The organism is Micromonospora sp. KC213, assembly GCF_004348325.1.
GTDB lineage: Bacteria > Actinomycetota > Actinomycetes > Mycobacteriales > Micromonosporaceae > Micromonospora.
The window spans coordinates 1-25,505 of the sequence record NZ_SMKF01000079.1 but is presented as its reverse complement, the minus strand read 5'-3'; the positions used below and the strand labels follow the sequence as shown (position 1 = coordinate 25,505).

19 protein-coding genes and 3 pseudogenes are annotated in these 25,505 nt (G+C 72.2%); 16 read left to right on the top strand and 6 right to left on the bottom strand.

The window, feature by feature from the left end; genetic code table 11:
- A partial coding sequence (locus E1166_RS17245) for an NAD-dependent malic enzyme (RefSeq protein WP_132340105.1) occupies positions 1-1,444 on the bottom strand: 1,444 nt, incomplete at its 3' end.
- Positions 1,445-1,626: 182 nt separating this feature from the next.
- On the opposite strand from E1166_RS17245, the gene hflX reads away from it, so the two are divergent.
- Both hflX and E1166_RS17235 read left to right on the top strand, forming a co-directional pair.
- The gene (gene hflX / locus E1166_RS17240) at positions 1,627-3,078 is read left to right on the top strand and encodes a GTPase HflX (protein ID WP_132340103.1); all 1,452 of its coding nucleotides are present in this window, start codon (positions 1,627-1,629) and stop codon (positions 3,076-3,078) included.
- A gap of 50 nt (positions 3,079-3,128) precedes the next feature.
- The gene (locus E1166_RS17235) at positions 3,129-5,057 is read left to right on the top strand and encodes a hypothetical protein (protein WP_132340100.1); all 1,929 of its coding nucleotides are present in this window, start codon (positions 3,129-3,131) and stop codon (positions 5,055-5,057) included.
- An 85-nt stretch (positions 5,058-5,142) separates the two neighbouring features.
- Here E1166_RS17235 and lexA read toward each other — a convergent pair whose 3' ends face one another.
- On the bottom strand, positions 5,143-5,925 hold the full coding sequence (gene lexA, locus E1166_RS17230; RefSeq protein ID WP_132340098.1) for a transcriptional repressor LexA: 783 nt from the start codon (positions 5,923-5,925) through the stop codon (positions 5,143-5,145).
- 571 nt (positions 5,926-6,496) lie between these two features.
- Between lexA and nrdR the strand changes: the two genes are divergently transcribed.
- From nrdR to E1166_RS17210, 6 genes and pseudogenes are all read left to right on the top strand, one after another.
- Entirely contained in the window at positions 6,497-6,979 is a 483-nt protein-coding gene (nrdR, locus tag E1166_RS17225) for a transcriptional regulator NrdR (protein WP_132266961.1), read from the top strand.
- 65 nt (positions 6,980-7,044) lie between these two features.
- Positions 7,045-7,518, top strand: a pseudogene (locus E1166_RS32715) (vitamin B12-dependent ribonucleotide reductase); the annotation flags it as partial.
- Between the two features lie 9 nt (positions 7,519-7,527).
- Positions 7,528-8,400 (top strand): annotated as a pseudogene (locus tag E1166_RS32710) (LAGLIDADG family homing endonuclease); the annotation flags it as partial.
- A gap of 189 nt (positions 8,401-8,589) precedes the next feature.
- Positions 8,590-11,004 (top strand): annotated as a pseudogene (locus E1166_RS32705) (vitamin B12-dependent ribonucleotide reductase); the annotation flags it as partial.
- A gap of 164 nt (positions 11,005-11,168) precedes the next feature.
- Positions 11,169-11,486, top strand: a complete 318-nt coding sequence (locus E1166_RS17215; RefSeq protein ID WP_132340096.1) for a YciI family protein — start codon at positions 11,169-11,171, stop codon at positions 11,484-11,486.
- A gap of 61 nt (positions 11,487-11,547) precedes the next feature.
- Entirely contained in the window at positions 11,548-12,483 is a 936-nt protein-coding gene (locus E1166_RS17210) for a DUF2332 domain-containing protein (RefSeq protein ID WP_132340094.1), read from the top strand.
- An 83-nt stretch (positions 12,484-12,566) separates the two neighbouring features.
- Here the strand turns inward: E1166_RS17210 and E1166_RS17205 are convergent, their stop codons facing one another.
- On the bottom strand, positions 12,567-12,884 hold the full coding sequence (locus E1166_RS17205; protein WP_132340092.1) for a TraR/DksA C4-type zinc finger protein: 318 nt from the start codon (positions 12,882-12,884) through the stop codon (positions 12,567-12,569).
- A 762-nt stretch (positions 12,885-13,646) separates the two neighbouring features.
- On the opposite strand from E1166_RS17205, the gene E1166_RS17200 reads away from it, so the two are divergent.
- The 4 genes from E1166_RS17200 to E1166_RS17185 all read left to right on the top strand — a co-directional run bounded on the left by E1166_RS17200 (position 13,647) and on the right by E1166_RS17185 (position 17,367).
- Positions 13,647-14,852, top strand: a complete 1,206-nt coding sequence (locus E1166_RS17200) for an MFS transporter (protein WP_132340089.1) — start codon at positions 13,647-13,649, stop codon at positions 14,850-14,852.
- A gap of 237 nt (positions 14,853-15,089) precedes the next feature.
- Positions 15,090-15,332 (top strand): DUF5522 domain-containing protein, encoded by a 243-nt coding sequence (locus E1166_RS17195; protein WP_132340086.1) that lies wholly within the window; start codon positions 15,090-15,092, stop codon positions 15,330-15,332.
- Positions 15,333-15,439: 107 nt separating this feature from the next.
- A complete protein-coding gene (locus E1166_RS17190) occupies positions 15,440-16,708 on the top strand; it encodes an MFS transporter (protein ID WP_165944363.1) in 1,269 nt (422 codons plus the stop codon).
- 116 nt (positions 16,709-16,824) lie between these two features.
- Positions 16,825-17,367 carry a hypothetical protein gene (locus E1166_RS17185; protein ID WP_132340082.1) on the top strand — a complete coding sequence of 181 codons (543 nt, stop codon included), beginning with the start codon at positions 16,825-16,827 and terminating at the stop codon, positions 17,365-17,367.
- A gap of 62 nt (positions 17,368-17,429) precedes the next feature.
- On the opposite strand, the gene E1166_RS17180 is transcribed toward E1166_RS17185, so the two are convergent.
- Positions 17,430-18,113 carry a metal-dependent transcriptional regulator gene (locus E1166_RS17180; protein ID WP_132266978.1) on the bottom strand — a complete coding sequence of 228 codons (684 nt, stop codon included), beginning with the start codon at positions 18,111-18,113 and terminating at the stop codon, positions 17,430-17,432.
- A 165-nt stretch (positions 18,114-18,278) separates the two neighbouring features.
- Here E1166_RS17180 and E1166_RS17175 point away from each other — a divergent pair, with 165 nt between their 5' ends.
- The 3 genes from E1166_RS17175 to E1166_RS17165 are packed head-to-tail and all read left to right on the top strand — an operon-like array spanning position 18,279 to position 22,948.
- On the top strand, positions 18,279-19,136 hold the full coding sequence (locus E1166_RS17175; protein ID WP_132340080.1) for a sulfurtransferase: 858 nt from the start codon (positions 18,279-18,281) through the stop codon (positions 19,134-19,136).
- A gap of 47 nt (positions 19,137-19,183) precedes the next feature.
- Complete coding sequence (locus tag E1166_RS17170) at positions 19,184-20,365, top strand: acetoin utilization protein AcuC (RefSeq protein WP_132340078.1); 1,182 nt, start codon at positions 19,184-19,186, stop codon at positions 20,363-20,365.
- A gap of 27 nt (positions 20,366-20,392) precedes the next feature.
- Complete coding sequence (locus E1166_RS17165; protein ID WP_132340076.1) at positions 20,393-22,948, top strand: bifunctional GNAT family N-acetyltransferase/acetate--CoA ligase family protein; 2,556 nt, start codon at positions 20,393-20,395, stop codon at positions 22,946-22,948.
- A gap of 32 nt (positions 22,949-22,980) precedes the next feature.
- Here the strand turns inward: E1166_RS17165 and E1166_RS17160 are convergent, their stop codons facing one another.
- Positions 22,981-23,388, bottom strand: coding sequence for a VOC family protein (locus E1166_RS17160; protein ID WP_132340074.1), 408 nt, complete (start codon positions 23,386-23,388; stop codon positions 22,981-22,983).
- 92 nt (positions 23,389-23,480) lie between these two features.
- Positions 23,481-24,497 (bottom strand): RNA polymerase sigma factor SigB, encoded by a 1,017-nt coding sequence (gene sigB, locus E1166_RS17155; RefSeq protein WP_132340072.1) that lies wholly within the window; start codon positions 24,495-24,497, stop codon positions 23,481-23,483.
- A 215-nt stretch (positions 24,498-24,712) separates the two neighbouring features.
- On the opposite strand from sigB, the gene E1166_RS17150 reads away from it, so the two are divergent.
- On the top strand, positions 24,713-25,501 hold the full coding sequence (locus E1166_RS17150; RefSeq protein WP_132340070.1) for a sporulation protein: 789 nt from the start codon (positions 24,713-24,715) through the stop codon (positions 25,499-25,501).
- Positions 25,502-25,505: the final 4 nt, after the last annotated feature.

The window sequence follows — 25,505 nt, the reverse complement described above, 5'->3', positions numbered from 1 at the left end:
GCTCGGGGAGATCCGCGGGGCCGGGGTCGGCGGCCGGAGCGGGCGTCGCCGCCGGATTCTGGGCGGCGGCGCGGACCGCCGCCGCCACGGCGGGAGCGACCCGGGAGTCGAAGACGCTCGGCACGATGACGGTGGGGTTGATCTTGTCTTCGCCGACCACGTCCGCGATGGCGCGGGCGGCGGCGATCGCCATCTCCTCGGTGAACTCCTCGGCGTGCGCGTCGAGCATGCCCCGGAACACGCCCGGGAACGCGAGCACGTTGTTGATCTGGTTCGGCTGGTCGGAGCGGCCGGTGGCGACGATCGCGGCGTGCTTGCGGGCCTCCCGCGGGTCGACCTCCGGGTCGGGGTTGGCCAGCGCGAACACGATCGCGTCCTTGGCCATCACGGCGATATCGTCGCCGGTGAGCAGGTTCGGCGCGCTGACCCCGATGAAGACGTCCGCGCCGCGCAGCGCCCCCGGCAGGTCACCGGCGTAGCCGTCCTTGTTGGTGTTCTCCGCCAGCCACCGCCAGGCCGGGTTGAGCCCGGGCAGGCCACGGTGCAGGGCGCCCTGCCGGTCGTACGCGATGATGTCACCGACGCCCTGGCGCAGCAGCAGCTTCATGATCGCGGTGCCGGCCGCGCCGGCCCCGGAGACGACCACCCGGACGTCCTCCAGCCGCTTGCCCACCACGCGCAGCGCGTTGGTCAGCGCGGCCAGCACGCAGATCGCGGTGCCGTGCTGGTCGTCGTGGAAGACCGGGATGTCCAGCGCCTCGCGCAGCCGGGCCTCGATCTCGAAGCAGCGCGGCGCGGCGATGTCCTCCAGGTTGATCCCGCCGTACGCGGGCGCGATCGCCTTGACGATCGCCACGATCTCGTCGGTGTCCTGGGTGTCGAGCACCACCGGCCAGGCGTCGACGCCGCCGAAGCGCTTGAACAGCGCCGCCTTGCCCTCCATCACCGGCAGCGAGGCCGCCGGCCCGAGGTTGCCCAGACCGAGCACCGCCGAACCGTCGCTGACCACCGCCACGGTGTTGCGCTTGATGGTCAGCCGCCGGGCGTCCGCCGGATTCTCCGCGATCGCCATGCAGACCCGCGCCACCCCCGGGGTGTACGCCCGCGACAGCTCGTCGCGGGTGCGCAGGGCCACCTTCGGGCTGACCTCGATCTTGCCGCCGAGGTGCAGCAGGAAGGTCCGGTCGGAGACCTTGCGGACGTCCACGCCGTCGAGCGCGCTCAGCGCGTCGACCACCTGGTCGGCATGGCTGGCATCGGCGGTGTCACAGGTGAGGTCGACGATGACGCTGGTCGGGTCGGAGTCGACCACGTCGAGTGCGGTGACGATCGCCCCGGCCTCACCGACGGCGGTGGTGAGCCGGCCGATGGAGGAGGCGTCCGCGGGTACCGCGATCCGGATCGTGATCGAGAATCCGGCACTCGGCAGTCGGGTGATGGCCACGGGAAACCTCCGTCATCGCTGAGCGGCTTGATTCGCCTTTCTACCCGCCCGCCCACCTGGGCCGGCATCCGCCCCCGCTACCAGTGGGTAGCGCCATAACGGCACGGGCATATAGCGGGTGCGTCCGGCGTTGGCACATGTCAGGATTGCTTCCTACGTCACCAAACGGACAGGAGACTAGTTTGCGAGAGCAGGAGACCTACGTTCCCTACGAGGACGACGAGCTCGACGCCACGACCGGCGAGTTCGAGCTGTCGGAGCGGCAGGCGCTGCGGCGGGTCCCCGGCCTCTCCACCGAGCTCACCGACATTACCGAGGTCGAGTACCGCCAGCTGCGGCTGGAGCGGGTCGTGCTGGTCGGGGTCTGGACCGAGGGTACCCAGGTCGACGCCGAGAACTCGCTGACCGAGCTGGCGGCGCTGGCCGAGACGGCCGGCTCCCAGGTGCTCGAAGGGCTGATCCAGCGGCGTAACCGCCCCGACCCGGCCACCTACATCGGCCGGGGCAAGGTCGACGACCTGGGCGCGGTGGTGCTGTCCACCGGCGCCGACACGGTGATCTGCGACGGTGAGCTGTCCCCGTCCCAGCTGCGAAACCTGGAGCAGCGCACCAAGGTCAAGGTGGTCGATCGGACGGCGCTGATCCTGGACATCTTCGCCCAGCATGCCAAGAGCAAGGAAGGTAAGGCGCAGGTCGAGCTGGCTCAGCTCGAATACCTGCTCCCGCGTCTTCGTGGTTGGGGTGAGACGCTGTCCCGGCAGACCGGTGGTTCTGGTCGCGGCGGTGGCGCCGGTGGCGGCGTGGGCCTGCGCGGTCCCGGTGAGACCAAGCTGGAGACCGACCGGCGCCGGATCCGTACCCGTATCTCCCGGCTGCGCCGGGAAATCAAGGGTATGCGGACGGTACGCCAGACCAAGCGCGCCCGCCGCTCCCGCAACGCGGTCCCCGCGGTGGCCATCGCCGGTTACACCAACGCCGGCAAGTCCAGCCTGCTCAACCGCCTGACCGGGGCGGGGGTGCTGGTGGAGAACGCGCTCTTCGCCACGCTGGATCCGACCACCCGCAGGGCCACCACGGCCGACGGTCGGCTCTACACGCTGTCGGACACCGTCGGGTTCGTCCGGCACCTGCCGCACCAGATCGTCGAGGCGTTCCGCTCGACCCTGGAGGAGGTCGCCGAGGCCGACCTGGTGGTGCACGTCGTCGACGGCACCCACCCGGATCCGGAGGAGCAGGTCCGCGCGGTCCGCGAGGTGCTCTCCGAGGTTGGCGCCGACCGACTGCCGGAGCTGCTGGTGGTCAACAAGACCGACGCCGCCGACGAGGAGACATTGCTGCGGCTCAAGCGGCTCTGGCCGGAGGCGGTCTTCGTCTCCGCGCACAGCGGGCGCGGGATCGACGGGCTCCGCGGGGCCGTCGAGGAGCGGCTGCCCCGCCCGGCGGTGGAGATCCGCGTGGTGCTGCCGTACGACCGGGGTGACCTGGTCGCCCGGGTGCACCGGCAGGGTGAGGTGCTCAGCACCGCCCACCTGCCCGACGGCACGCTGCTGCACGTGCGGGTCGGTGCGGCGCTCGCCGCCGAACTGGCCCCGTTCGAGGCGGCGCAGGAGCACGCGGGCGCCGGGGCGCGATAGCGCTCCCCGGCCTCACCCGCCGGTCCGCGACGGCATGCGACACTGGCGGAATGCGCCGCGCTGTTTCCTCGGTCACGGTTGCCCTCAGCCTGCTGGGGGCAACCGTGGCGTGCCCGGTCGCCGCCGCCGCGGCACCGGCCGCCTCCGCCTCCGCCCCCAAGAAGCGGTGCACCATCGAGGATCCGCGGCTGGACGAGCTCTCCGGGCTGGTGGCCACCAAGACCGGCTATATCGTGATCAACGACGGCTCGCTGGAGGAGAACCGCAAGCGGGTCTTCTACCTGGACAACAAATGCAAGATCGCCAAGGAGCCGGTCCGGTACTCCGGCGGGGGCCCGTTCGACACCGAGGACCTGGCCGTCTCGCCGGACGGCAGGACGCTGTGGATCGGCGACATCGGCGACAACCCCGGCAAACAGCGGCGTAGCCGGATCGCGGTCTGGACGATGCCGATCGGCGGCGGCAAACAACCGGTGCTGCACCGGCTGGCGTACCCGGAGCAGAAGCCGCACGACGCCGAGGCGCTGCTCGTCGGGGCCGACAACCTGCCCCTCGTGATCACCAAGGTGCCCAGCGGCAAGGCCGGTATCTACACCCCGACCGGCCCGCTGAAGTCCGGCGACACCGAACCGGTGCCGATGAAGAAGGTCGGCGAGATCGGGCTGCCGCAGACCAACACCGACAACCCGCTGAACATCTTCGGCCGGGTGGCGATCACCGGCGCGGCCCGCTCACCCGACGGCAAGAAGGTGGTGCTGCGCACGTACGCCGACGCCTTCGAGTACGACGTCACCGGCGACGACATCGTGGGCGCGCTGACCACCGGTAAACCCCGGGTGACCCCGCTGGCCGACCCGTTCGGCGAGGCGATCTCGTACAGCCCGGACGGCAAGACCTTCCTCACCGTCTCCGACGCCGGGGAGTTGGCCGCCGACGACCCGATCGACATCCTGGCGTACACGCCGTCGACCAAGGGGGCGGAGGCGCTGGCCCGTCCGGGGGACGCGAAGAAGCCGACGGCGGAGGGGTCCTGGTTCGACTCGCTGTCGCTGGACCAGATGACCTATCTGTTCGGTGGCGCGGCCGGCATACTCGGCCTCCTGCTGGTGGGCGCGGGAATCTTCGGCATCCTGCGGTCCCGGCGGCGATCCGCCCCGGATGAGGACGACACCACGCCGGACGACGGTGCGCCACGGCCCGACTCGTCGGGCGCGATCGATCGCGAGGGGGCGGGCCGGGGCGGTGCCGGCGGTGTCTACGGCGGTGCGCCCGCCGGCGGCGTCTACGGCGCCCCGGCCGCTGCCGCCGCCCGCCCCGCCAAGGGCGGCGCGGTCTACGGTGGTGCCCGCCAGGCCGACCCGGTCCCAGGCCGTCCGGCCGAGGCCGGAGCGGCCGCCGCGGCCCGCCCACCCGCCGACGGCCGTCCGCAGGGTGGTGTCTACGGCGGCGGCCGCCCGGCGGGCGGCGCCGTCTACGGCGGAGCGCCAGTCGGGGCTGCCCAGAACGGCGCCGCACCGCGTGGTGGTGCGCCGGCTGGTCCGCCGGCGGGCGGGTCGCGTGGTGGTGCGCCGGCTGGTCCGCCGGGTGCGGGGCCGCGAGGCGGGGCGCCGGGAGGTGTGCCACGGGGTGTGCCGGCCGGTCCCCCCGGCGCCGGGCCGCGTGGTGGTGCGCCGGCCGGTCCGCCCGGTGCGGTGCCGCATGGTGGTCCACCCGGAGGTGTGCCGCGCGGTGGCGCCGGGCCCGCCGGTCCGATGGGCGGTGCGCCACGTGGGGGTGCCCCCCGGGCGGGTGGGCCGGCAGGGCCCCGTGGTGGCGTCCCCGGCGGCGGGGTCTACGGCGGCCGGGCCGAACCGCCACGCCGTGGGTCGGACCCCCGGGATCCGCGTTCCGGCCCGCGCCGCGACGGCGGACCGGACGACCGACGCGCCGGCCCTTACGAACAGCCCCCCGGCCGGGAGCACCGGGGCGAGCGGTACTGAGCCCACGACCGGCGACGGAGTGACCGTGCCGGGCAGCTCGCCCGGTGACCGGGCTGGTCCGGCCACCGGTCAGTCGGGTCGAAGATCAGATTCGGCGGAGCACCGCCACGACCCGACCCATGATGGTGGCATCGTCGCCCGGAATGGGGTCGAAGGCGGGGTTCTGCGGCATCAGCCAGACGTGCCCGTCGCGCCGCCGGTAGGTCTTGACGGTGGCCTCACCGTCGAGCATCGCCGCGACGATCTCCCCGGAGTCGGCGGTCGGTTGCTGGCGAACCACCACCCAGTCGCCGTCACAGATCGCCGCGTCGAGCATCGAGTCGCCCTTGACCTGGAGCATGAAGACCTCTCCCTCGCCGACCAGTTCGCGGGGAAGGGGGAAGACGTCCTCGACCGCCTGCTCGGCCAGGATCGGGCCGCCGGCGGCGATCCGGCCGAGCATCGGCACGTACGCCGGGGTGGGGCGCTGGGATCGGCTGAGCTCGTCGTCGACGTCGCTTGGCGCCCGCACGTCCACCGCGCGCGGCCGGTTGGGGTCGCGGCGCAGGAAGCCCTTCTTCTCTAACTCCTTGAGCTGGTAGGCGACGCTCGACGGGGAGACCAGCCCGACCGCCTCGCCGATCTCACGGACGCTCGGCGGGTAGCCCTGGCGCTCCACCCAGCCGCGGATGAACTCCAGGATCCGGCGTTGGCGGGTGGTGAGGTCGCCGGTGGTCGGGTCGGGGAAGCCGCTGACCACCGGGGTGACCGGCCGGACGGCCGGTTGGGCGGCCCGGCCACGGGCGGCTCGGGGGCGCCGAGTGGCCGGCGGACCCGCCTCGACGATCGACTGCGGGTTCTTCTGCCGGCTGGCCCGGTCCTCGGTCACGTCCGTCCTCCCTGGTCGGCGCTGGGTGCCTTGGCGGCTCGTGGTGCGTACGGGGCGTCTGTGGCCCGAACGTCGCAGCACGGGCCCGATGGTCATTGACCGTATAGGTGAGATCGGCCATTTTCAAACATCTGTACGACCTGCCTTGGCGTGTCGGGGTGGAATTTCTGGAAATCCGAACGCCTGTTCTGGTAAATGGTACGCGCGGATCGAACGCATGTACGACCGCGTGGGGCGTTCCGGAAATCCCCGGCCGTTCCCGCGCCGGCCGGCTCGTGGCGGTAACCTCCCGCGGGTCGCCGCGTTGGGTCTGTCGGCGGTGTCGCCGTCGGGTGGGCTGAGGTGACGCGCCGGACACGCCGTCAACTTGACCACGACCGGCCAGCGGCATACGGTCGACCCCTAGATGTAGTAGTCACACGGGCGTAAGTCGCCTACAGGTTGGGTTCGACTACCGACCGCACTCCCGTACCGTCGTTCGACGGCGGCGGCCGGCCACGGCGGCCCCGCCGGGTCGACGCGTGCCCGGAGGCGGGCGGCCCGCACCCAGGTCGATCAAGGAGGTCAGGCGATGCGGTGTCCGTACTGCCGGCACGCCGACTCCCGCGTGGTCGACTCGCGCGAGGCCGACGACGGCCAGCTGATCCGTCGCCGCCGGTCCTGCCCGGAGTGCGGCAAGCGGTTCACCACGGTCGAGGAGGCCGTGCTCGCGGTGGTCAAGCGCAGCGGGGTGACCGAGCCGTTCAGCCGGACGAAGATCATCGGCGGGGTGCGCAAGGCGTGCCAGGGTCGGCCGGTCGACGAGGACTCGATCGCCTTGCTCGCGCAGAAGGTCGAGGAGACCGTGCGGGCCAAGGGAGCCGCCGAGATCCCGAGCCACGATGTGGGGCTGGCGATCCTGGGCCCGCTGCGGGACCTGGACGAGGTGGCCTACCTGCGGTTCGCCAGCGTCTACCGGTCCTTCGACTCGCTGGCCGACTTCGAGCGCGAGATCGAGACGCTGCGGGCCGCGGCGCGGGCCCGCGAGGCCGGCACGGCCGGCCGTACCAGTTGATTTTTTCGGGTTCTGACAGTTGACGACGCGCGGTGGGTGACCGTGCAGACGAGGGGGCGGATGAGATGGCGGGGGACGGCGTGACAGCGAACCGGTCGCGGGCGAAGAACGGCGCGGTGACGGGACTGAAGGTGCAGCGGGTCTGGACGACCGAGGGCGTGCACCCGTACGACGAGGTGACGTGGGAACGTCGCGACATCGTGATGACGAACTGGCGGGACGGCTCGATCAACTTCGAGCAGCGCGGGGTGGAGTTCCCCGAGTCCTGGAGCGTCAACGCGGCCAACATCGTGACCACCAAGTACTTCCGGGGCGCGGTGGGGACCCCGGAGCGCGAGTGGTCGCTCAAGCAGCTCATCGACCGGGTGGTCACCACCTACCGCAAGGCCGGTGAGGAGCACGGCTACTTCGCCACCGCCGCGGACGCCGAGGTCTTCGCCCACGAGCTGACCTGGATGCTGCTGCACCAGGTGTTCAGCTTCAACTCGCCGGTCTGGTTCAACGTCGGCACCCCGTCGCCGCAGCAGGTCAGCGCCTGCCTACCGTACGACTCTCTGGTCAGCACCCCCGGCGGCCTGGTGCCGATCGGCAAGCTGGTGGAGGACGGCGCCGTCGGCGCCAAGGTGTACGACGCCAACGGCCTGACCCGGATCGTCGCCGTCAAGGCGAACGGGGTGCGCGAGGTCCTCCGGCTGCACACCAAGGCGGGCTACACCCTCGACGTCACGCCGGACCACGTGGTGTGGAAGAGCACGGGCGTCGGCACGGGCACCTGGGTCGAGGCCGGCACGCTCAACCCCGGTGACCAGCTCGAGTGGCACCGCACGTACGCATACGGCGAGAGCGAGATCGACCTGCGGGAGATCCGCGAGGCCGCGCTCGCCGGTTGGCTCCAGTCCGACGGGTTCGTGGGCCAGTACGACGAGGGCACCAACCGGTCGCTGACCATCGAGGCGATCACCGTCAACGACGACGAGCTGGACTGGGTCACCGTCGCGCTCGACGAGGTCTTCCCCGGCGCGCACCGACACGAGCGCCCGGTGGCGACGCAGAGCAACGCGCTGGGCTGCCGCCGTATCCGTCTTTACGGCGAGCACCTGCGCCCCTTCGTGGACAGGTGGGACCTGCTGACCCGCGGCGTCGAGACGGAGGTGCCGCAGCGGCTGTTCACCGCCCCGCTGCCCGTGGTCGCGGCGTACCTGCGCAGCATCTTCCAGGCCGAGGGCTACGTCGCCGAGCGCGAGCACTCGACACTCGTCGCGGCTGACATGATCTCGGAGAAGCTGATCCGGGGCGTGCAGAGCCTGCTGCTGCGATTCGGGATCTTCTCCCGCGTCTCGTACAAGTCGGATCCGCGGGCGGACCGCAAGGGTTGCTGGACCGTCCGGATCCAGAACGACGGCGACCGCGACCTCTTCGCCACCCACATCGGGTTCGTCGGCGCGGAGAAGATGGCCAAGCTGGAAGCCGGCTTCGCGAAGGCGGGTCGCCCCGCCGGCGAGGTCAAGCGGCTGGAGATCGACCGCATCGAGCCGCTCGGCGCGGTGGAGGTCTACGACATCCAAACCGAGAGCGGCGAGTTCCTGGCCGGCAACCTCCGGGTCCACAACTGCTTCATCCTGGCCGTCGACGACTCGATGGACTCCATCCTCGACTGGTACAAGGAGGAGGGGCTGATCTTCAAGGGCGGCTCCGGCTCCGGGGTCAACCTGTCCCGGATCCGCTCCTCCCGGGAACTGCTCTCCTCCGGTGGCACCGCCTCCGGCCCGGTCAGCTTCATGCGCGGCGCGGACGCCTCCGCCGGCACCATCAAGTCCGGCGGCGCCACCCGCCGTGCGGCCAAGATGGTCATCCTCGACGTGGACCACCCGGACATCGAGGAGTTCGTGGTCACCAAGGCGCGCGAGGAGGACAAGATCCGCGCGCTGCGCGACGCCGGCTTCGACATGGACCTGGGCGGCGCCGACATCGTCAGCGTGCAGTACCAGAACGCCAACAACTCGGTCCGGGTCTCCGACGAGTTCATGACGGCGGTGGAGAGCGGCGGCGGCTTCGACCTGCGCGGCCGGCTCGACGGGCAGACGATCGAGACGATCGACGCCAAGAAGCTGTTCCGTACCATCGCCCAGGCGGCCTGGGAGTGCGCCGACCCGGGTCTCCAGTACGACGACACCATCAACGACTGGCACACCTGCCCGGAGACCGGCCGGATCACCGCGTCGAACCCGTGCTCGGAGTACCTGCACCTGGACAACTCCTCGTGCAACCTGGCCTCGCTGAACCTGATGAAGTTCCTCCGCGCCGACGGCGGCTTCGAGGTGGAGAAGTTCGTCCGCAGCGTCGAACTGGTCATCACCGCGATGGACATCTCCATCTGCTTCGCCGACTTCCCGACCCAGAAGATCGGCGAGACCACCCGCGCCTACCGGCAGCTCGGCATCGGGTACGCCAACCTCGGCGCGCTGCTGATGGCCTCGGGCCTGCCGTACGACTCGGAGCAGGGCCGTTCGGTCGCCGCGGCGATCACCTCGCTGATGACCGGCACCGCCTACCGCCGCTCCGCGGAGCTGGCCGGCATCGTCGGCGCGTACGACGGCTACGCCCGCAACGCCGAGCCGCACAAGCGGGTCATGCGCAAGCACGCCGCCGCCAACGACGCCATCAAGCCGGCCGGCACGGTCGCCACCGCCATCCAGCGGGAGGCCACCAAGCAGTGGACCGAGGGCAACAAGATCGGTGACAAGTTCGGCTGGCGCAATTCCCAAGCCTCAGTACTGGCTCCCACGGGAACCATCGGTTTGATGATGGATTGTGACACCACGGGCGTCGAGCCCGATCTGGCGCTGGTCAAGTTCAAGAAGCTGGTCGGCGGCGGCTCGATGCAGATCGTCAACCAGACCGTGCCGCGTGCCCTGCGCAGCCTCGGCTACCCCGAGGAGCAGGTCGAGGCCATCGTCGAGCACATCGCCGACCACGGCCACGTGGTCGACGCCCCCGGCCTGAAGCCGGAGCACTACCCGGTCTTCGACTGCGCGATGGGTGAGCGTTCCATCGCGCCGATGGGCCACGTGCGGATGATGGCGGCCGTCCAGCCGTTCATCTCCGGCGCTATCTCCAAGACGGTCAACATGCCGGAGGCGGCCACCGTCGAGGACGTCGAGAAGATCTACTTCGAGGGCTGGAAACTCGGCCTCAAGGCGCTGGCGATCTACCGGGACAACTGCAAGGTCGGCCAGCCGCTGTCGGCGGCCAAGCCGAACAAGGCCAGCCTGCCGGCGGCCACCGAAACGGCCGCCGTCGAGCCGGTGGTGGAGAAGGTCGTCGAGTACCGGCCGGTGCGCAAGCGGCTGCCGAAGAAGCGTCCGTCGCAGACGGTCAGCTTCTCCGTCGGCGGTGCCGAGGGCTACCTCACCGCCTCGTCGTACCCGGACGACGGCCTCGGCGAGGTCTTCCTGAAGATGTCGAAGCAGGGCTCGACCCTGGCCGGCGTGATGGACGCCTTCTCGGTGGCCATCTCCATCGGTCTGCAGTACGGGGTGCCGCTGGAGACGTACGTCAGCAAGTTCACCAACATGCGCTTCGAGCCGGCCGGGATGACCGACGACCCGGACGTGCGGATGGCCGCCTCGGTGATGGACTACATCTTCCGTCGCCTGGCGCTGGACTTCCTGCCGTACGAGCGCCGCGCCGAACTGGGCATCTTCACCGCCAAGGAGCGGGCGGCCCAGCTGCGGGCCGAGGCGGAGGCGGAGAGCGCCGGCACCGACCTGACCGCGATGGCGTCCTCGGCTCCCGTCGAGGCGCCGGAGCCGAAGACCGGCCCGGTCGCGCAGCCGGCCCAGGAGGTCGCCAACGTGGCCGCCGCCACGCCGGCACCGGCCGTGGGTTCCTCCACCGAACTGCTGGAGGCGGTCATCGGCAAGGCCGCCGACGCGCCGCTCTGCTTCACCTGCGGGACGAAGATGCGTCCGGCCGGTAGCTGCTACGTCTGCGAGGGCTGCGGCTCCACCAGCGGCTGCAGCTGAACCGGGAAACTCCTTCGCGTAGTTCGTAGGAGGACGCACCACGACGGATGCCTTCCGCCCGACTCGGGCGGGAGGCATCCGTCGTCTGGGCCAGACCGTGTTTCAGAAGTGGATCAGCAGGTGTCATGATGTGCTGTTCGCCCGGGGGAGTTGAAGGGACTCGGATGTTGCACCTGCTGTTCCTGCGGTACACCGGGTCGGAACAGGAGGCGGCGCCGTTCGTCGCCGGTCATGTCCTCTTCTTGGAGCGCTATCACCAAAAGGGGGTGTTCTTGGTGTCCGGGCAGGCGGTGCCCTCGGTGGAGGGCGGTGCCATCGTGGCCTGCGCCGTCGATCGTGCAGCAGTCGAGCGGATTGTTGCGGAGGACCCGTTCGTCGTGGCGGGGGTCGCGAAGTACACGGTTACCACGATCGAACCGGGGCGGGTTCACCCGGCACTGGCGGACATCCTTCAGGTCAGCGGCTCGCGGGTACGCGGCTGACGCCGACTACAGCCACTTGTCGATCGTGGACAACGTCAGGCGTGGCCGCGATCATCGGGAGGTGGCGACTGCTGAGAGCTACGCCGAGTTCGGCACCCGTGAGGCGCACGGGGTGTCGCCGACGTACGAATGCCTGTCCCTCGCAGTCTCCCGGGACGACGAGCTGCTCACGCTCGTTGAGACGCTCCCTCCCGACAAGCGGCAGCCGAACCTGCTCTTCGGCGTCGTCCGGCTGCTCGGCGGGCCGGTGCACGACCCGGCCGCGTTCCGCGACTTCACGGTGGCGAACTGGCCGGCGGTCGAGACGGAACTGCACGCCCGGGCCACCCAGACGAACGAGCCGGGGCGGTGTGCCGTACTGCTGCCGGTGCTCGCCGCGTTGCCGCAGCCGCTCGCGCTGCTGGAGGTCGGCGCGTCGGCCGGGCTCTGTCTCTACCCCGACCGGTACGCCTACCGCTACGGGGATCACCTGCTCGGCGCGGGCGCACCGGTCCTCACGTGCGCGGTCACCGGAATGGCGCCCCCGAGCCGCCTACCCGAGGTGGCATGGCGGGCCGGCCTGGACCTGAATCCGCTCGACATCACCGATCCCGTCGACGTCGTGTGGCTCGACGCCCTCATCTGGCCGGAGCACGAGCATCGCCGTGCCCGGCTTCGCGCGGCGGCGGCTGTCGCTACGGCCGAGCCGCCGCTGCTGGTTCGCGGCGACCTGGTGGACGACCTGCCGGCGCTGGCCGCGCGGGCGCCGGCCGGGGCGACGCTGGTGGTGTTCCACACCTCGGTGCTCTACCAGGTGCCCGCTCCACGGCGGGAGGCGTTCGCCGAGGTGGAGGGCGGACTGCCCGGGCACTGGATTTCGAACGAGGCCCCGGAGGCGCTGACCCACGACGCGCTGCCGGAGCCGCCGGGCGAGGCGCTGTACAACGTGCTGGCGCTCGACGGGCAGCCGCTCGCCTGGACCCGCCCACACGGGCAGGCGATGACCTGGTTCGGTTGACCTGGACTCTCCGGGTGCCGCAGCAATCGGCCCCCGTACGGGCGTGGGCTGCCGTGTCGGTTCGGCAGCCCACGCCCGGTACGTCAGTGCTGCTTCTGCTGGCAGGACACGCAGAACCGGGCGTGCGGCAGCACCTCCAGCCGTTCCTGCGGGATCGGCGCGGCGCACCGCTCACAGATCCCGTACCGGCCCTCGGCGATGCGCCGCAGCGCCCCGGTGATCTGCTCCAGGCTGTGCCTGGTCTCGGCGACCAGGGCGTCCCGGGTGTAGGCCTCGGCCGGATCACCGGTGTCGGCGGTGAGTTCGGTCAGCCGGGCGGTGTGCCTGTCGAAGTCGGACGTCAGGGTCGACCGCAGTTCGTCGATCCGGTTCTGCTGGCCCGGCTGGGTGTGGGTGCTCATGGCGTAGCTCCTCGGAAAAGAAAAAGGGCCGAAGCTGTGAAAGCTTCGCCCTGGTGGCCGTTCACATGGTGTGCACCGGATCCAGGAGGGCTACGTCCCGCAGGGCTCGGCAGTCCTGGGGCGACCGAGCCGTCGCGCGACGGCGCGACCGTGACGCGCACGACGCGGGTCGCCACGGTGACCGGCAGGGTCGGCCGGCGGACAGCAGCGGGCGCCGCCGTCGCGGTGACGGCGGCCCTCTCCTGCTGTCCGGACGAACGCATCCGGCCACCATAGGCCGGGCCGACCGGAAAGCCAACGCCTTTGGCTCGCGGTCGCGTCCTCCCGTCCATCGTGCGCAGCTCGGCATTGAAATAGCGGTGCGGTTCGCCGTCTACTGGTGCCAGTCGAGGCTGCCGCCGGGGGCCTCGAAGAACCGTCCAGCGACACGCTCACGTGTACAACGGTTCTCCCCCCGCTGCGAGACCAACCGCAACGATGAACTGTCCGAGCGAAGCGCACTCCCGATCGCCGATCGAGCGTGCGGAGCGAGCGCCGAGCGCAAAAGGTTCTGCACGGCTGGGTCCTTCCCGGCTATCCTGCGTCGACAGCTGTCGATAGTTGGGGGTTGGCATGGGCCTCACCAAGGTCACGGTCACCGCTTCGCCGCGAGAGCACACCGCGCGTTAGTCGTTCACCGTCGGGCTCGCCCACGGTGTGGTGCTCCTCGCCGCGAAGCGGTCGCTCACGCGACGACCGTTTCTCCTTGCTCGAGGAGCTATTTTGCGTGCCCTTGTTTCCGCGCGTCTCGGTGCGGACTTCACCAAACTCTGGACCGCCTCGGCCGTTTCCAACATCGGTGACGGAGTCACCATGGCGGCCGGCCCGCTACTGGTCGCCTCCATCACCACCGACCCGGCACTCATCGGCGGCGCCGTCTTCGTCCAACAACTACCCTGGCTACTGTTCGCCCTGATCAGCGGCGCCTACGTCGACCGTCTCGACCGTCGCAAGCTGGTTGTCACCGTCAACACACTGCGCGCGGTGTCGCTCGCCGCGCTGACCGTCGCCGTCGCCACCGACACCGTCACGGTCGGCGTGGTCTACACGGTGTTCTTTCTCCTCGGCACCGGGGAGACCCTGGCCGACACCGCCTCTGGCGCGTTCCTGCCCGCCATCGTGGCACCGGACCGGCTGGCCACCGCCAACGCCCGGTTGATGGCGACCTTCACCATCGCCAACCAGTTCGTCGCCAAACCGCTGGGTGCGTGGCTGTTCGTGATCGCCGCCGCCGTGCCTTTCGGCGCCAACGCGCTGACCTTCGCCGTGGCCGCAGCGTTGGTGGCGACGATCAGACCAATCCCCGCGCTCCCGCCCACACCACGCGGGAGCCTGCACACGGAGATCGCCGACGGTGTTCGCTGGCTCTGGGAACACCGCCTGCTCCGCACCCTCGCGGTGAGCATGGGACTGGCGAACGTCGCGTTCTGCGCCGCCTTCGCCACCCTGGTCCTCTACGCCCGGCAACGGCTGGGCCTATCCGACACCGGCTACGGCTTCCTGCTCACCACCTTCGCCGTCGGCGGGCTGCTCGGCACCGCGCTCGCGCCGCGGCTGCAAGAGATTGTCGGGGCCAGCATCCTGCTCCGCGCCGGCCTCGTCGTCGAGGTCATCACCCACACCACCCTGGCGATCACCACGACCCCACTGGTCGCCGCCGCCATCCTGATCGTCTTTGGGATCCACACCATGGTCTGGGGCGTCATCCTGGTGACCCTGCGCCAACGCGTCGTGCCGCAGAACCTGCTGGGTCGGGTCGGCAGCGTCCACTCGCTGCTCGATCTCGGCGGCGCGGCCCTTGGTTCACTCATCGGCGGCACCCTCGCCAGCGTCTGGGGGCTCACCACACCATTCTGGATCGCCGCCGCCGTGATGACGCTCATCGCCACCGCCGCCTGGCGACCGCTGCGTCAGGCATCAGCCGCCTGACTCATCCCTCGGGTTCCGCCTGGCCGAGCGCCTACACGCCGGGCGGAACCCGCCTACACAGCAATGCCTGCGATCTGCGCGGCGGCTGGCGGCGCCGGCGTCGACGAAGCCGGTGGCGCACCCGTTGACCCATCGCGGCGGACAGCCCACGCCTCGCCGGTGCACTACAACCAGACGTGTGACGGCGTGACCGAGACGGGTGGCGGGAGACGGTGGTTGGCTTCGTAGACTGCGCCGGTGGGTGTGGAGCGGCGGCCTCTGGCGAACCGGCCGTTGGCCGAGCCGCATCCGTCGCGGCTGTCGCCGGAGCACCCCGATCGGGAGCTGATCCTCGCCGCGCACGCCGCCGCGCTCGGCGCCGGGGAGGCCGGCTACCTCGACCCGGGCAGCGGGCTGTTCGTGCTCAGCGCCGGCTTCCTGGCGCGCCGGGGCACCTGCTGCGGGCGCGGCTGCCGGCACTGCCCGTACGTCGCCGACTGACGGAAAACCCGATGCCGGCCGGCGTGGCCCGGCCTAGGTTGGGCCGGCCGGGCAGGCGTCCCGGTGGTGGTGCACACGGCCGCCTGACCAACGGCGACAGGTGGGTCGTGACCGAGAGTCTCGCGCCAGAGCGCGTCAACCGGGTGCCGCTGTGGCGGAGGCGGGACTTCGCGCTGCTGTGGGGTGGCCAGACCATCGGCGAGTTCGGCATCCGGGCCAGCGCGGTGGTGGTGCCGCTGATCGCCGCCGACACCCTGCGCGCCGGTGTGTTCCAGGTTTCCCTGCTGACCGCCGCGGCCTGGCTGCCGTACCTGTTCTTCTCGCTCCCCGCCGGGCTGGTCGCCGACCGGTTCGACCAGCGACGTCTGATGATCTGCTGTGACCTCGGCCGGGCCGCCCTGCTGGCCTCGGTGCCGGTGGTCGCCCTGGTCGGTCGGCTCACCCTGCCCTTCCTGTACGTGGTGGTCGGGCTCAACGGGGTGCTCACGGTCTTCTTCACCGTCGCGTACAAGAGCCTGCTGCCCCGGCTGGTATCGGCGGACCGGCTGATCGAGGGCAACGCCCGGCTCACGGTCAGCGAGGACGCCGCCCAGCTGGTCGGGCCGGCGGTCGGCGGGGCGCTGGCCGGGGTGGTCGGCGGTGGTCGTACCCTGCTCGGCACCACGCTCGCCTTCCTGGTCAGCGCGGTGACGCTGGGGCTGATCCGGCCACCCGCACCGGCGCGCCCGGTTTCCGGGCGGCGCGTGCCGGCGAGGGTCGCCCTCACCGAGGGGCTCGGGTTCGTCCGCCGGCACCCCATCCTGTTGGCGACCCTGCTCTGCGCCACCACGTCGAATGTCTTCGGCATGGCCACCACCGCGCTGGAGGTGCCCTACCTGCTGCGGGAGTTGCACGCCGCCCCGGCCGTGGTGGGCGTGGTCGTCTCCGCCGGGGCGGTCGGCGGCCTGCTCGCCGGGGCGCTGGCCGACCGGATCGCCGCCCGGGTCGGCTCGGCCCGGTTGATCTGGGTGGCGATGGCTGTCCCGGGGCCGCTCTACCTGCTCATGCCGGCCGCCCGGCCGGGCTGGGGCCTGCTGCTGTACGCCGTCGGGCTGGCCGCGTACTCCGCCAACGCGGTGCTGTTCAACGTGGCCCTGGTGTCGTACCGGCAGCGGGTCACCCCGCCGGAGCTGCTCGGCCGGGTGACCGCCGCGTTCGTGTGGATCTGTTTCGGGGCGGTGCCGCTCGGCGCGCTCTTCGGCGGTGCGCTCGGCAGCACGTGGGGGATGCGCCCGGCGCTGGTGGTGACCGCCCTGGGCACGTGGAGCGCCGCCCTGTTCGTGGTCGGCTCGCCGCTGCGTACGATGCGCGACCTGCCCCCGTCTCATCCAGCATGACCGTCGGGTGAGGAGCCGGGGGGAGGGGCTTCCGTGCCGGCGGGCTTGCCCGTACGGTGTCCGTCGGACGTTCCGGGCGGACGTCCCGTCCCGCCGTCGATCACGGAGGTTCCCCCGTGCGCACCCGGCTCTGCCTTGCCGTCTCGGCTGTCCTGCTGACCACCACGGGGTGCGCGGACGCGCCGAGGACGGTGCCGCTGCCGCCGGTGGAGCCGCTGACCGTCGAGGTGGCCGCCGCGTCCTCCGGGGGTGCCTGCCGGCTGCTGGACTTCGCCGTGATCGAGGAGCACACCGGGGTCCGGTTCGACGTGGCGGCGGCCGGCGACCGGGCGGACACCCACACCTGCGTGCTCCGCGCCGGCGACCGCACCCTGCCGGAGCTGACCCTGACCGTGACGGACAGCTCGATCGATGTGCCGACGTTCAACGCCGACGTGCTGCCGAAAGGGGCGGCGAAGGTGCCGAAGCTCGGGCAGGTCGCCTACCGCCGTACGGTGACGAAGAACGGCCCGGTGGCCGAGGTGGGCTGGCTGGCCACCGAGAGCCGACTGGCCACCCTGCACTGGACCTGCGAGAAGGGCACGGCGAAAGCCGAGGTCGAGGAGCTGACCGGCAAGCTGGTCGAGCTGGCCGCGACGATCGACACCCGTTCGCTGTGACGTCGGGCCGCCGCGACGGCGGCCCGACGTGGCTCAGCCGCCGTCGCGGCGGTTTCATGTGCTCAGTGCGCGGCGACGAAGACCCGCGAGGCGACCTCGCGGGGCAGCCGGATCCGTTCGCCGGAGCGGTCGATGAACACCCCGTCGCGTTCCTGCGCCACCGTGACCGTGGCTCCCGGGTCGACCCCGGCGGCGTGCAGTTGGCGCAGCACGTCCGCGTCGGTCTGCACGCTCTCGCAGATCCGCCGGACCACCACCGGGCCGGACAGGCCGGGGAAGGCGAGATTGCGCTCTGCCTCGACGGGATCGGTGTTCGGCTCCGAGCCGAGCTCCTCCAGCCCGGGGATCGGGTTGCCGTACGGCGAGCGGGTCGGCCGGTTGAGCAGGTCGTACACCCGCTTCTCGACCGCGTCGCTCATCACGTGCTCCCACCGGCAGGCCTCCTCGTGGGCCTCCTCGTAGGGCATTCCGATCACGTTGACCAGCAGCAGTTCGGCGAGGCGGTGCTTGCGCATCACGGACACGGCGGTGCTGCGCCCCAGCGGGGTCAGCGTGAGGTGCCGGTCGCCCTCGACGGTGAGCAGGCCGTCACGCTCCATTCGGGCGACGGTCTGGCTGACGGTGGGCCCGCTCTGCCGCAGCCGCTCGGCGATCCGCGCGCGCAGCGGCGGCACGCCCTCCTCCTCGAGTTCGAGGATGGTGCGAAGGTACATTTCCGTCGTATCGACCAGGTCGTGCGATTTCACCGCGTCACGACCTCCTTGCCGTCATAGTGGTTGACCGAAGAATCGGTCGTGTCCAGATCGTGCTTCACGTCAGCGGCCCTCCGGTCCACGATGTTACCCCGGCCACCCGACAAGCCCCGGCGCCGAATCGCGAGGTCGCCGCCCGGATGGTGTTGACTGGACGGCGTGTCCGAAACCGAGGTTCCGCTGGTCGAGCCCGATCGGCTCGCCGCCGAGTTGGCGCAGCCCGATCCGCCCACCCTGCTCGACGTCCGGTGGCGGCTGACCGGCCCGCCGGGGCGGGACGACTATCTCCTCGGGCACCTGCCCGGCGCGGTCTTCGTCGACCTGGACACCGCGCTCTGCGGCTCGCCCGGCACCGCCGGCCGGCACCCGCTGCCCGACCCCGCCGCGCTTCAGGCGGCGCTGCGGGCCGCCGGCGTCCGCGCCGGTCACCCCGTCGTCGTGTACGACGGCGGCGACGGCATGGCCGCCGCCCGGGCCTGGTGGACCCTGCGCTGGGCCGGACACCGGCAGGTCCGCCTGCTGCACGGCGGCTGGCCGGCCTGGGTCGCCGCCGGCCTGCCCACCTCCGCCGAGGCACCCGACCCGGCCTCGGGCGACGTGACCGTGCGCCCCGGCGCGCTTGCGGTGCTGGACGCCGACGGCGCGGCCCGGCTCGCCGCCGCCGACGAGGGGGTCCTGCTCGACGTACGGACCGCCCCCCGCTACCGGGGCGAGACCGAGCCGATCGACCCGGTCGCCGGGCACATTCCCGGGGCGGTGAACCTGCCCGCCCCCGAGTACGTCGACGCCGGCCGTTTCCCGTCCGCCGAGACGCTGCGGGCCCGGTTCGCCGCGGCCGGGGTGACCGCGGACGCGCCTGTCGGGGCGTACTGCGGCTCGGGGGTGACCGCCGCGCAGGCGGTGCTCGCCCTGCACCTGGCGGGGAGGCCGGACGCGGCGCTTTATGTCGGTTCCTGGAGCAACTGGGTTGCCGACCCGCAGCGGCCGGTGGCCACCGGGGAGACACCGGCGCGCTGAGCCCGCGTGCCCTCGGTGGCCGACGGGGCCCGTGCGACGATGACCCCATGTCGGACGACACGCTGGTGGTGTGGGACGAATCCCTGCTCGGCTACGACCTGGGGGAGCACCCCCTCGACCCGGTCCGGGTGGAGCTGACCATGGCCCTGGCCCGGGAGTTGGGCGTGCTCGACCGGCCCGGGGTGCGGATGGTCCGGCCCGAACCGGCCGACGACGCGCTGCTCACCCGGGTGCACCGGCCGGACTACCTGGACGCGGTCCGGGCCGCCCCGCACGACCCGCTCTTCGCCGGGTACGGGCTGGGCACCGCCGACAACCCCGTCTTCGACCGGATGCACGAGTCCAGCGCGCTGGTCGCCGGGGCGACCGTGGCCGCCGCGGAGGCGGTGTGGCGGGGCGAGGCCCGGCGGGCGGTCAACGTGGCCGGGGGGCTGCACCACGCCATGCCGGACCGGGCCGCCGGGTTCTGCGTCTACAACGACCCCGCGGTGGCGATCGCCCGCCTGCTGGACCTCGGCGCCGAACGGGTGGCGTACGTGGATGTCGACGTGCACCACGGCGACGGCGTGCAGGAGATCTTCTACCGCGACCCGCGGGTGCTCACGGTGAGCGTGCACGAGACCCCGCTGGCGCTCTTCCCCGGCACCGGGTTCCCCGACGAGACCGGCGGCCCCGGCGCCGAGGGCACCTCGGTCAACCTGCCGCTGCCGCCGGGCGTCGACGACGTCGCATGGCAGCGCGCCTTCCACGCCGTGGTGCCGTCGGTGCTGCGGGCGTTCCGGCCACAGATCCTCGTCACCCAGTGCGGCGCCGACGGGCACCGGGCCGACCCGCTGGCCGACCTGCACCTGTCCGTCGACGGTCAACGGGCCACCTACCTGGCGCTGCGGGCGCTCGCCGACGAACTCTGCGACGGCCGATGGGTGGCCACCGGCGGCGGCGGGTACGCCCTGGTCGAGGTGGTGCCCCGGGCCTGGACGCACCTGCTCGCCGTCGCGGCCGGCGCGCCGGTCGACCCGGCCACGCTGACCCCGCCGGCCTGGCGGGAACTGGCCGGGCGGCGGCGGCCCGGCCACCGGATCCCGCTGCGGATGACCGACGACGTCGACCCGACGTACCAGCCGTGGCAGCCGACCGGCGAGCCGAACCCGGTGGACCGGGCCGTCGCGGCCACCCGCAAGGCGGTGTTCCCGCTGCTCGGGCTGGACCCGTACGACCCGCGCGACTGACCGGTGAGCCGGGGGAGGAGGGCGCCGGTGACCACCGTCGACCAGCCGGTGGACGTGCTGCTCAGCGACGGCAGCACCGTCCAGCTGCGGGCGATCCACCCGCAGGACGCGCCGGAGATCGTGGCGATGCACTCGCGGTTCTCCGAGCGCACCCGTTACCTGCGCTACTTCTCGCCGTACCCGCGTATCCCGGAACGCGACCTGCACCGCTTCGTCAACGTCGACCACCGCGACCGGGAGGCGTTCGTGGTGCTCGCCGGTGGCCGGATCGTCGCCGTCGGGCGGTACGAGCGGCTCGGCCCGCAGGCGCCCGAGGCCGAGGTGGCGTTCGTGGTCGAGGACGCCTGGCAGGGCCGGGGAATCGGCTCAGTGCTGCTGGAACACCTGGCCGACGCGGCCAGCCGGGCCGGCATCGTCCACTTCGTCGCCGAGGTGCTGCCCGCCAACTCGGCGATGTTGCGGGTCTTCGCCGACTTCGGCTACCAGGTCCAGCGCCAGTACGCCGATGGGGTGGTGCACCTGACCTTCCCGATCGCCCCCACCGAGGCCACGCTGGAGGTGCAGCGCGGCCGGGAGCACCGCACCGAGGCGCGCTCCATCGCCCGGCTGCTCGCGCCGCGCGGTGTCGCCGTCTACGGGGCCAGCGCCACCGGGCAGGGCGTCGGTGCGGCCGTCCTCGGCCACCTGCGCGACGGCGGCTACACCGGCGCGATCGTCCCGGTGCACCCGAGCGCGCCCACCGTGGCCGGGCTGCCCGCGTACCCCTCCGCGGCCGACGCCGGGGCGCAGCTGGACCTGGCGGTCGTCGCGGTTACCGCCGACGCGGCGGCCGGGGTGGTCGCGGACGCGGCCGCCGCGGGGGTGCACGGCCTGGTGGTCATCTCCGCCGGCTTCGCCGAGGCCGGCGCCGAGGGGGCGGCGGCGCAGCGCGCGTTGGTCCGGGCCGCACACGCCGCCGGCATGCGGGTCGTCGGCCCGAACTGCCTGGGGGTGGCCAACACCACCGGGGAGGTCCGGCTCAACGCCACCCTCGCCCCGGTGCTGCCCACGCCCGGTCGGGTCGGCCTGTTCAGCCAGTCCGGGGTGTTCGGGGTGGCGCTGCTCGCCGAGGCGCGGCGGCGTGGGCTGGGCCTGTCCAGTTTCGTCTCGGCCGGCAACCGGGCCGACGTCTCCGGCAACGACCTGCTGCAGTACTGGCAGGACGATCCGGGCACCGACGCGATCCTGCTGTACCTGGAGACCTTCGGCAACCCGCGCAAGTTCGCCCGGCTGGCCCGGCGGATCGGCCGGGACAAGCCGGTGGTGGCGCTCGCGTCGCTGGCCCGTCCGGCCGGTCTCGGCGGCGGGCCGGCCCTGGACGAGGCGGCGGTGAGCGCCCTGTTCGCGCAGTCCGGGGTGATCCGGGTGGACACCGTCGCCGAGTTGCTCGACGTCGGCGTGCTCCTGGCCCACCAGCCGCTGCCCGCCGGTCCCCGGGTCGCGGTGGTGGGCAACTCCTCGGCGTTGACCGGGCTGGCCGCGACCGCCTGCGCCACCCAGGGGCTTGACGTCGCCGACGGGTACCCGCGTGACGTGGGCCCGCAGGCCGGCGCGGCCGAGTTCGCCGACGCGCTGGCCGAGGCGACCGGCGACGACGGCGTCGACGCCCTGGTGGCCGTCTTCGCCCCGCCGTTGCCCGGGCAGCTCACCGTCGAGGAGGCGGACTTCACCGCCGCGCTGCCGGCCGCGCACACCGCCGGGAAACCGGCGGTGGCGACGTTCCTCGCCGGCCGGGTGCCCGCCGGGGTGCCCGCGTACCCGAGCGTGGAGGAGGCGGTGCGGGCGCTGGGCCGGGTCACCCGGTACGCCGCCTGGTTGCGCCGCGACCCGGGCACGGCGACCGAGGTGACCCGGGTGGACCCGGAGGCCGGGCAGGCGGCGTTGCGCGCCGACCCCTGCGATGTGGCCGGGCTGCTCGCGGCGTACGGCATCGACCTGGTCCGGTCGGCGCCGGCGGCCACCGCGGACGAGGCGGTCGCCGCCGCCGGGCGGATGGGGTGGCCGGTGGCGCTCAAGGCCGCCGACCCGGGCCTGCGCCACCGCCTCGACCTCGGTGCGGTCCGCCTCGACCTCGCCGACGAGGCCGCGCTGCGCCGTGCGTACGCCGAGATGGCCCCGGCCTTCGGCACGGACGTGCTGGTCCAGCCGATGGTCCCGCCCGGGGTGGCCTGCGTGGTGGAGCTGATGGAGGATCCGGCGTTCGGGCCGGTGGTCGGCTTCGGTCTCGGCGGGGTCGCCACCGACCTGCTCGGTGACCGGGCCTGGCGGGCCGTTCCGCTGACCGACCGGGACGCGTTCGAGCTGATCGACGAGCCCCGGGCGGCGCCGCTGCTGCGCGGGCACCGGGGAGCGGCGCCGGTCGACCGAGCAGCCCTGGCCGAGCTGCTGCTGCGCGTCGGGCGGCTCGCCGACGAGCAGCCCCGGGTCCGTTCGTTGACGCTGAACCCGGTGCTGGCCCGCCCGGACGGCATCTCGGTGCTGCACGCCACCGTCCGGGTCGGCGCGGCCGGGGCCCGTCCGGACACCGGCCCGCGCCGGCTCTGACCGCTCCGGCCGGCTCCGACCGCTCCGGCGGGTCAGCCGCGGCTGGATATCTGCTGGACGGCCCAGGCGTTGCCGTCGGGGTCGGTGAAGAAGACGAAGCCGACATTGTCCAGCGGGTGCGGCACCGGGCGCGGGTTCTCGCCGAGCACCCGGATCTCGCTGACCTCGACGCCGCGCTCGACCAACTCGGCCCGGGCCTGCTCCACATCGGACACGACCAGCTGTAGGCCCTTGAGTGACCCCGGTGGCATCTGCGGCACCGCGCCCTTGCCGATCACGATGGAACAGCCCGATCCCGGGGGCGTGAGCTGCACGATCCGTACGTCGTCGCCCATACGGGTGTCGTGGTCGACGGCGAAACCGAGCCGGTCGGCGTAGAACTGTTTGGCCCGGTCGATGTCGCTGACCGGCACCACCACCACTTCCAACGTCCAGTTCATGAGCCCACCCTGCCCGAGGAGTACGACATCGCCGGGCCGACACACGGCAGTGGCCCCGGCGAACCGCCGGGGCCACCCGTTCCGAGCCGCGGTCAGCAGGCGTACGCCTCCAGCCGCTGCGCCCGCTCCGGGGCACGCAGCTTCAGCAGCGTCACCTTCTCGATCTGCCGGATCCGCTCCCGCGACAGACCGAACTCCTTACCCACCTCGTCCAGGGTGCGCTGCCGGCCGTCGTCCAGGCCGAACCGCAGCCGGATCACCGCCTGCTCCCGCTGGGAGAGGGTGGCCAGCACGATCCGCACCTCGTTACGCAGCTCGCCGTGGGCGGCGGCGTCCCCCGGCTCCTGGCGCGGGTCCATGGCGGCGACGAAGTCGCCGAGGGCGCTCTCGCCGTCCTCGCCGACGGCCTGGTCCAGGCTCACCGGCTCCCGGTCGTACGAGATCAGCTCGATCACCTGGAACTCGGGGATCTCCATGGCGCGGGCGACCTCACCCACCGTGGGCTCCCGCCCCAGCGTCACCGACAGCTCCCGGCGAACCCGGACCATCCGGTTGACCTGCTCGACCATGTGCACCGGGATGCGGATGGTGCGGGCCTGGTCGGCCATGGCGCGGGTGATCGCCTGGCGGATCCACCAGGTGGCGTAGGTGGAGAACTTGTAGCCCTTGGCGTAGTCGAACTTCTCGACCGCCCGGATCAGGCCCAGGTTGCCCTCCTGGATCAGGTCGAGGAACGCCATGCCCCGGCCGGTGTAGCGCTTGGCGATGCTCACCACCAGGCGCAGGTTCGCCTCCAGCAGGTGGTCCTTGGCGGCGCGGCCCTGCGCCGCGATCAGCTCCAGGTCGGCCCGCAGTTCGGCGGAGACCGGGGTGCACGTCGACAGCTTCTCCTCGGCGAACAGCCCCGCCTCGATCCGCTTGGCCAGCTCGACCTCCTGGGCGGCGGTGAGCAGCTTCGTCCGGCCGATGCCGTTGAGGTACGCCCGGACCAGGTCGGTGGAGACGCCCCGCTCGTCGGTGGCGTCGAGGTCGGCGAGGTTCTGCGCATTGTGCTCGGCGTCGACGGCGGCGGCCGGGCGCGTCTGGTGTTCGATCATCTGCAGGGCCATCTCTGTTTCTCCCCGTATCCGCTTCTGTGCCGCGTACCGGCCTGGTGGCGCCGGTGATGAACAGCTTTCCAATCGGGACGTGAAACGGGAGTGAGGCGATCGGGGACCCGACAGCAGTTCGGTCGAGTGTGCTGCGTCACATTCGTTGCGGGTGGCGGTTACGGTGCCGCCAGCGGTCGGCCGTCGGGCCGGCGACGACAGACTCGGAGGACGCGGTGGTCTTCAAACGGCTCATGCAGGCGATGGGGGTGGGCGGCCCCTCGGTGGAGACCGCGCTGGCCAACCCGCACTGCCGTCCGGGCGGGCAGTTGGAGGGGCGGATCCAGGTGGCCGGCGGCGACCACGACGTGGACATCTCCTATGTGGCGCTCGGCCTCGTCACCCGGGTCGAGGTGGAGAGTGCCGACTCCGAGTACCACACCGACCAGGAGTTCGGTCGCCACCAGGTCACCGGGCCGTTCCGGCTGGCGGCCGGGCAGCGGTACGACATTCCGTTCCGCTTCGAGGTGCCGTGGGAGACGCCCCTGACCGACCTGTACGGCCGGCGCCTGCCGGGGATGACCATGGGGCTGCGTACCGAGCTGGAGGTGGCGCGGTCGGTGGACTCCGGTGACCTGGACGCGGTGTCGGTGCATCCGCTGCCGGCCCAGGAACGGCTGCTGGAGGCGCTGCTGCGGCTGGGTTTCCGGTTCGCCCGGGCCGACGTCGAGCGGGGACACCTCTACGGCGTACGGCAGAGCCTGCCGTTCTACCAGGAGATCGAGTTCTTCCCGGCTCCTCGCTACGCCGGGGTGATCAACCAGCTCGAGCTGACCTTCGTCACCGGGCCGGCGCAGACCCAGGTCGTGCTGGAGCTCGACAAGCGGGGCGGCGTCTTCACCGAGGGGCGGGACGTTTTCGGCCGGTTCACGGTCGACCACGCCACCCTCGACACGGTCGACTGGGCCGGCCAGCTCGAAGCCTGGCTCCACACCTCCCTGACCCGCCGCGGCCTCTTCTCCTGACCCT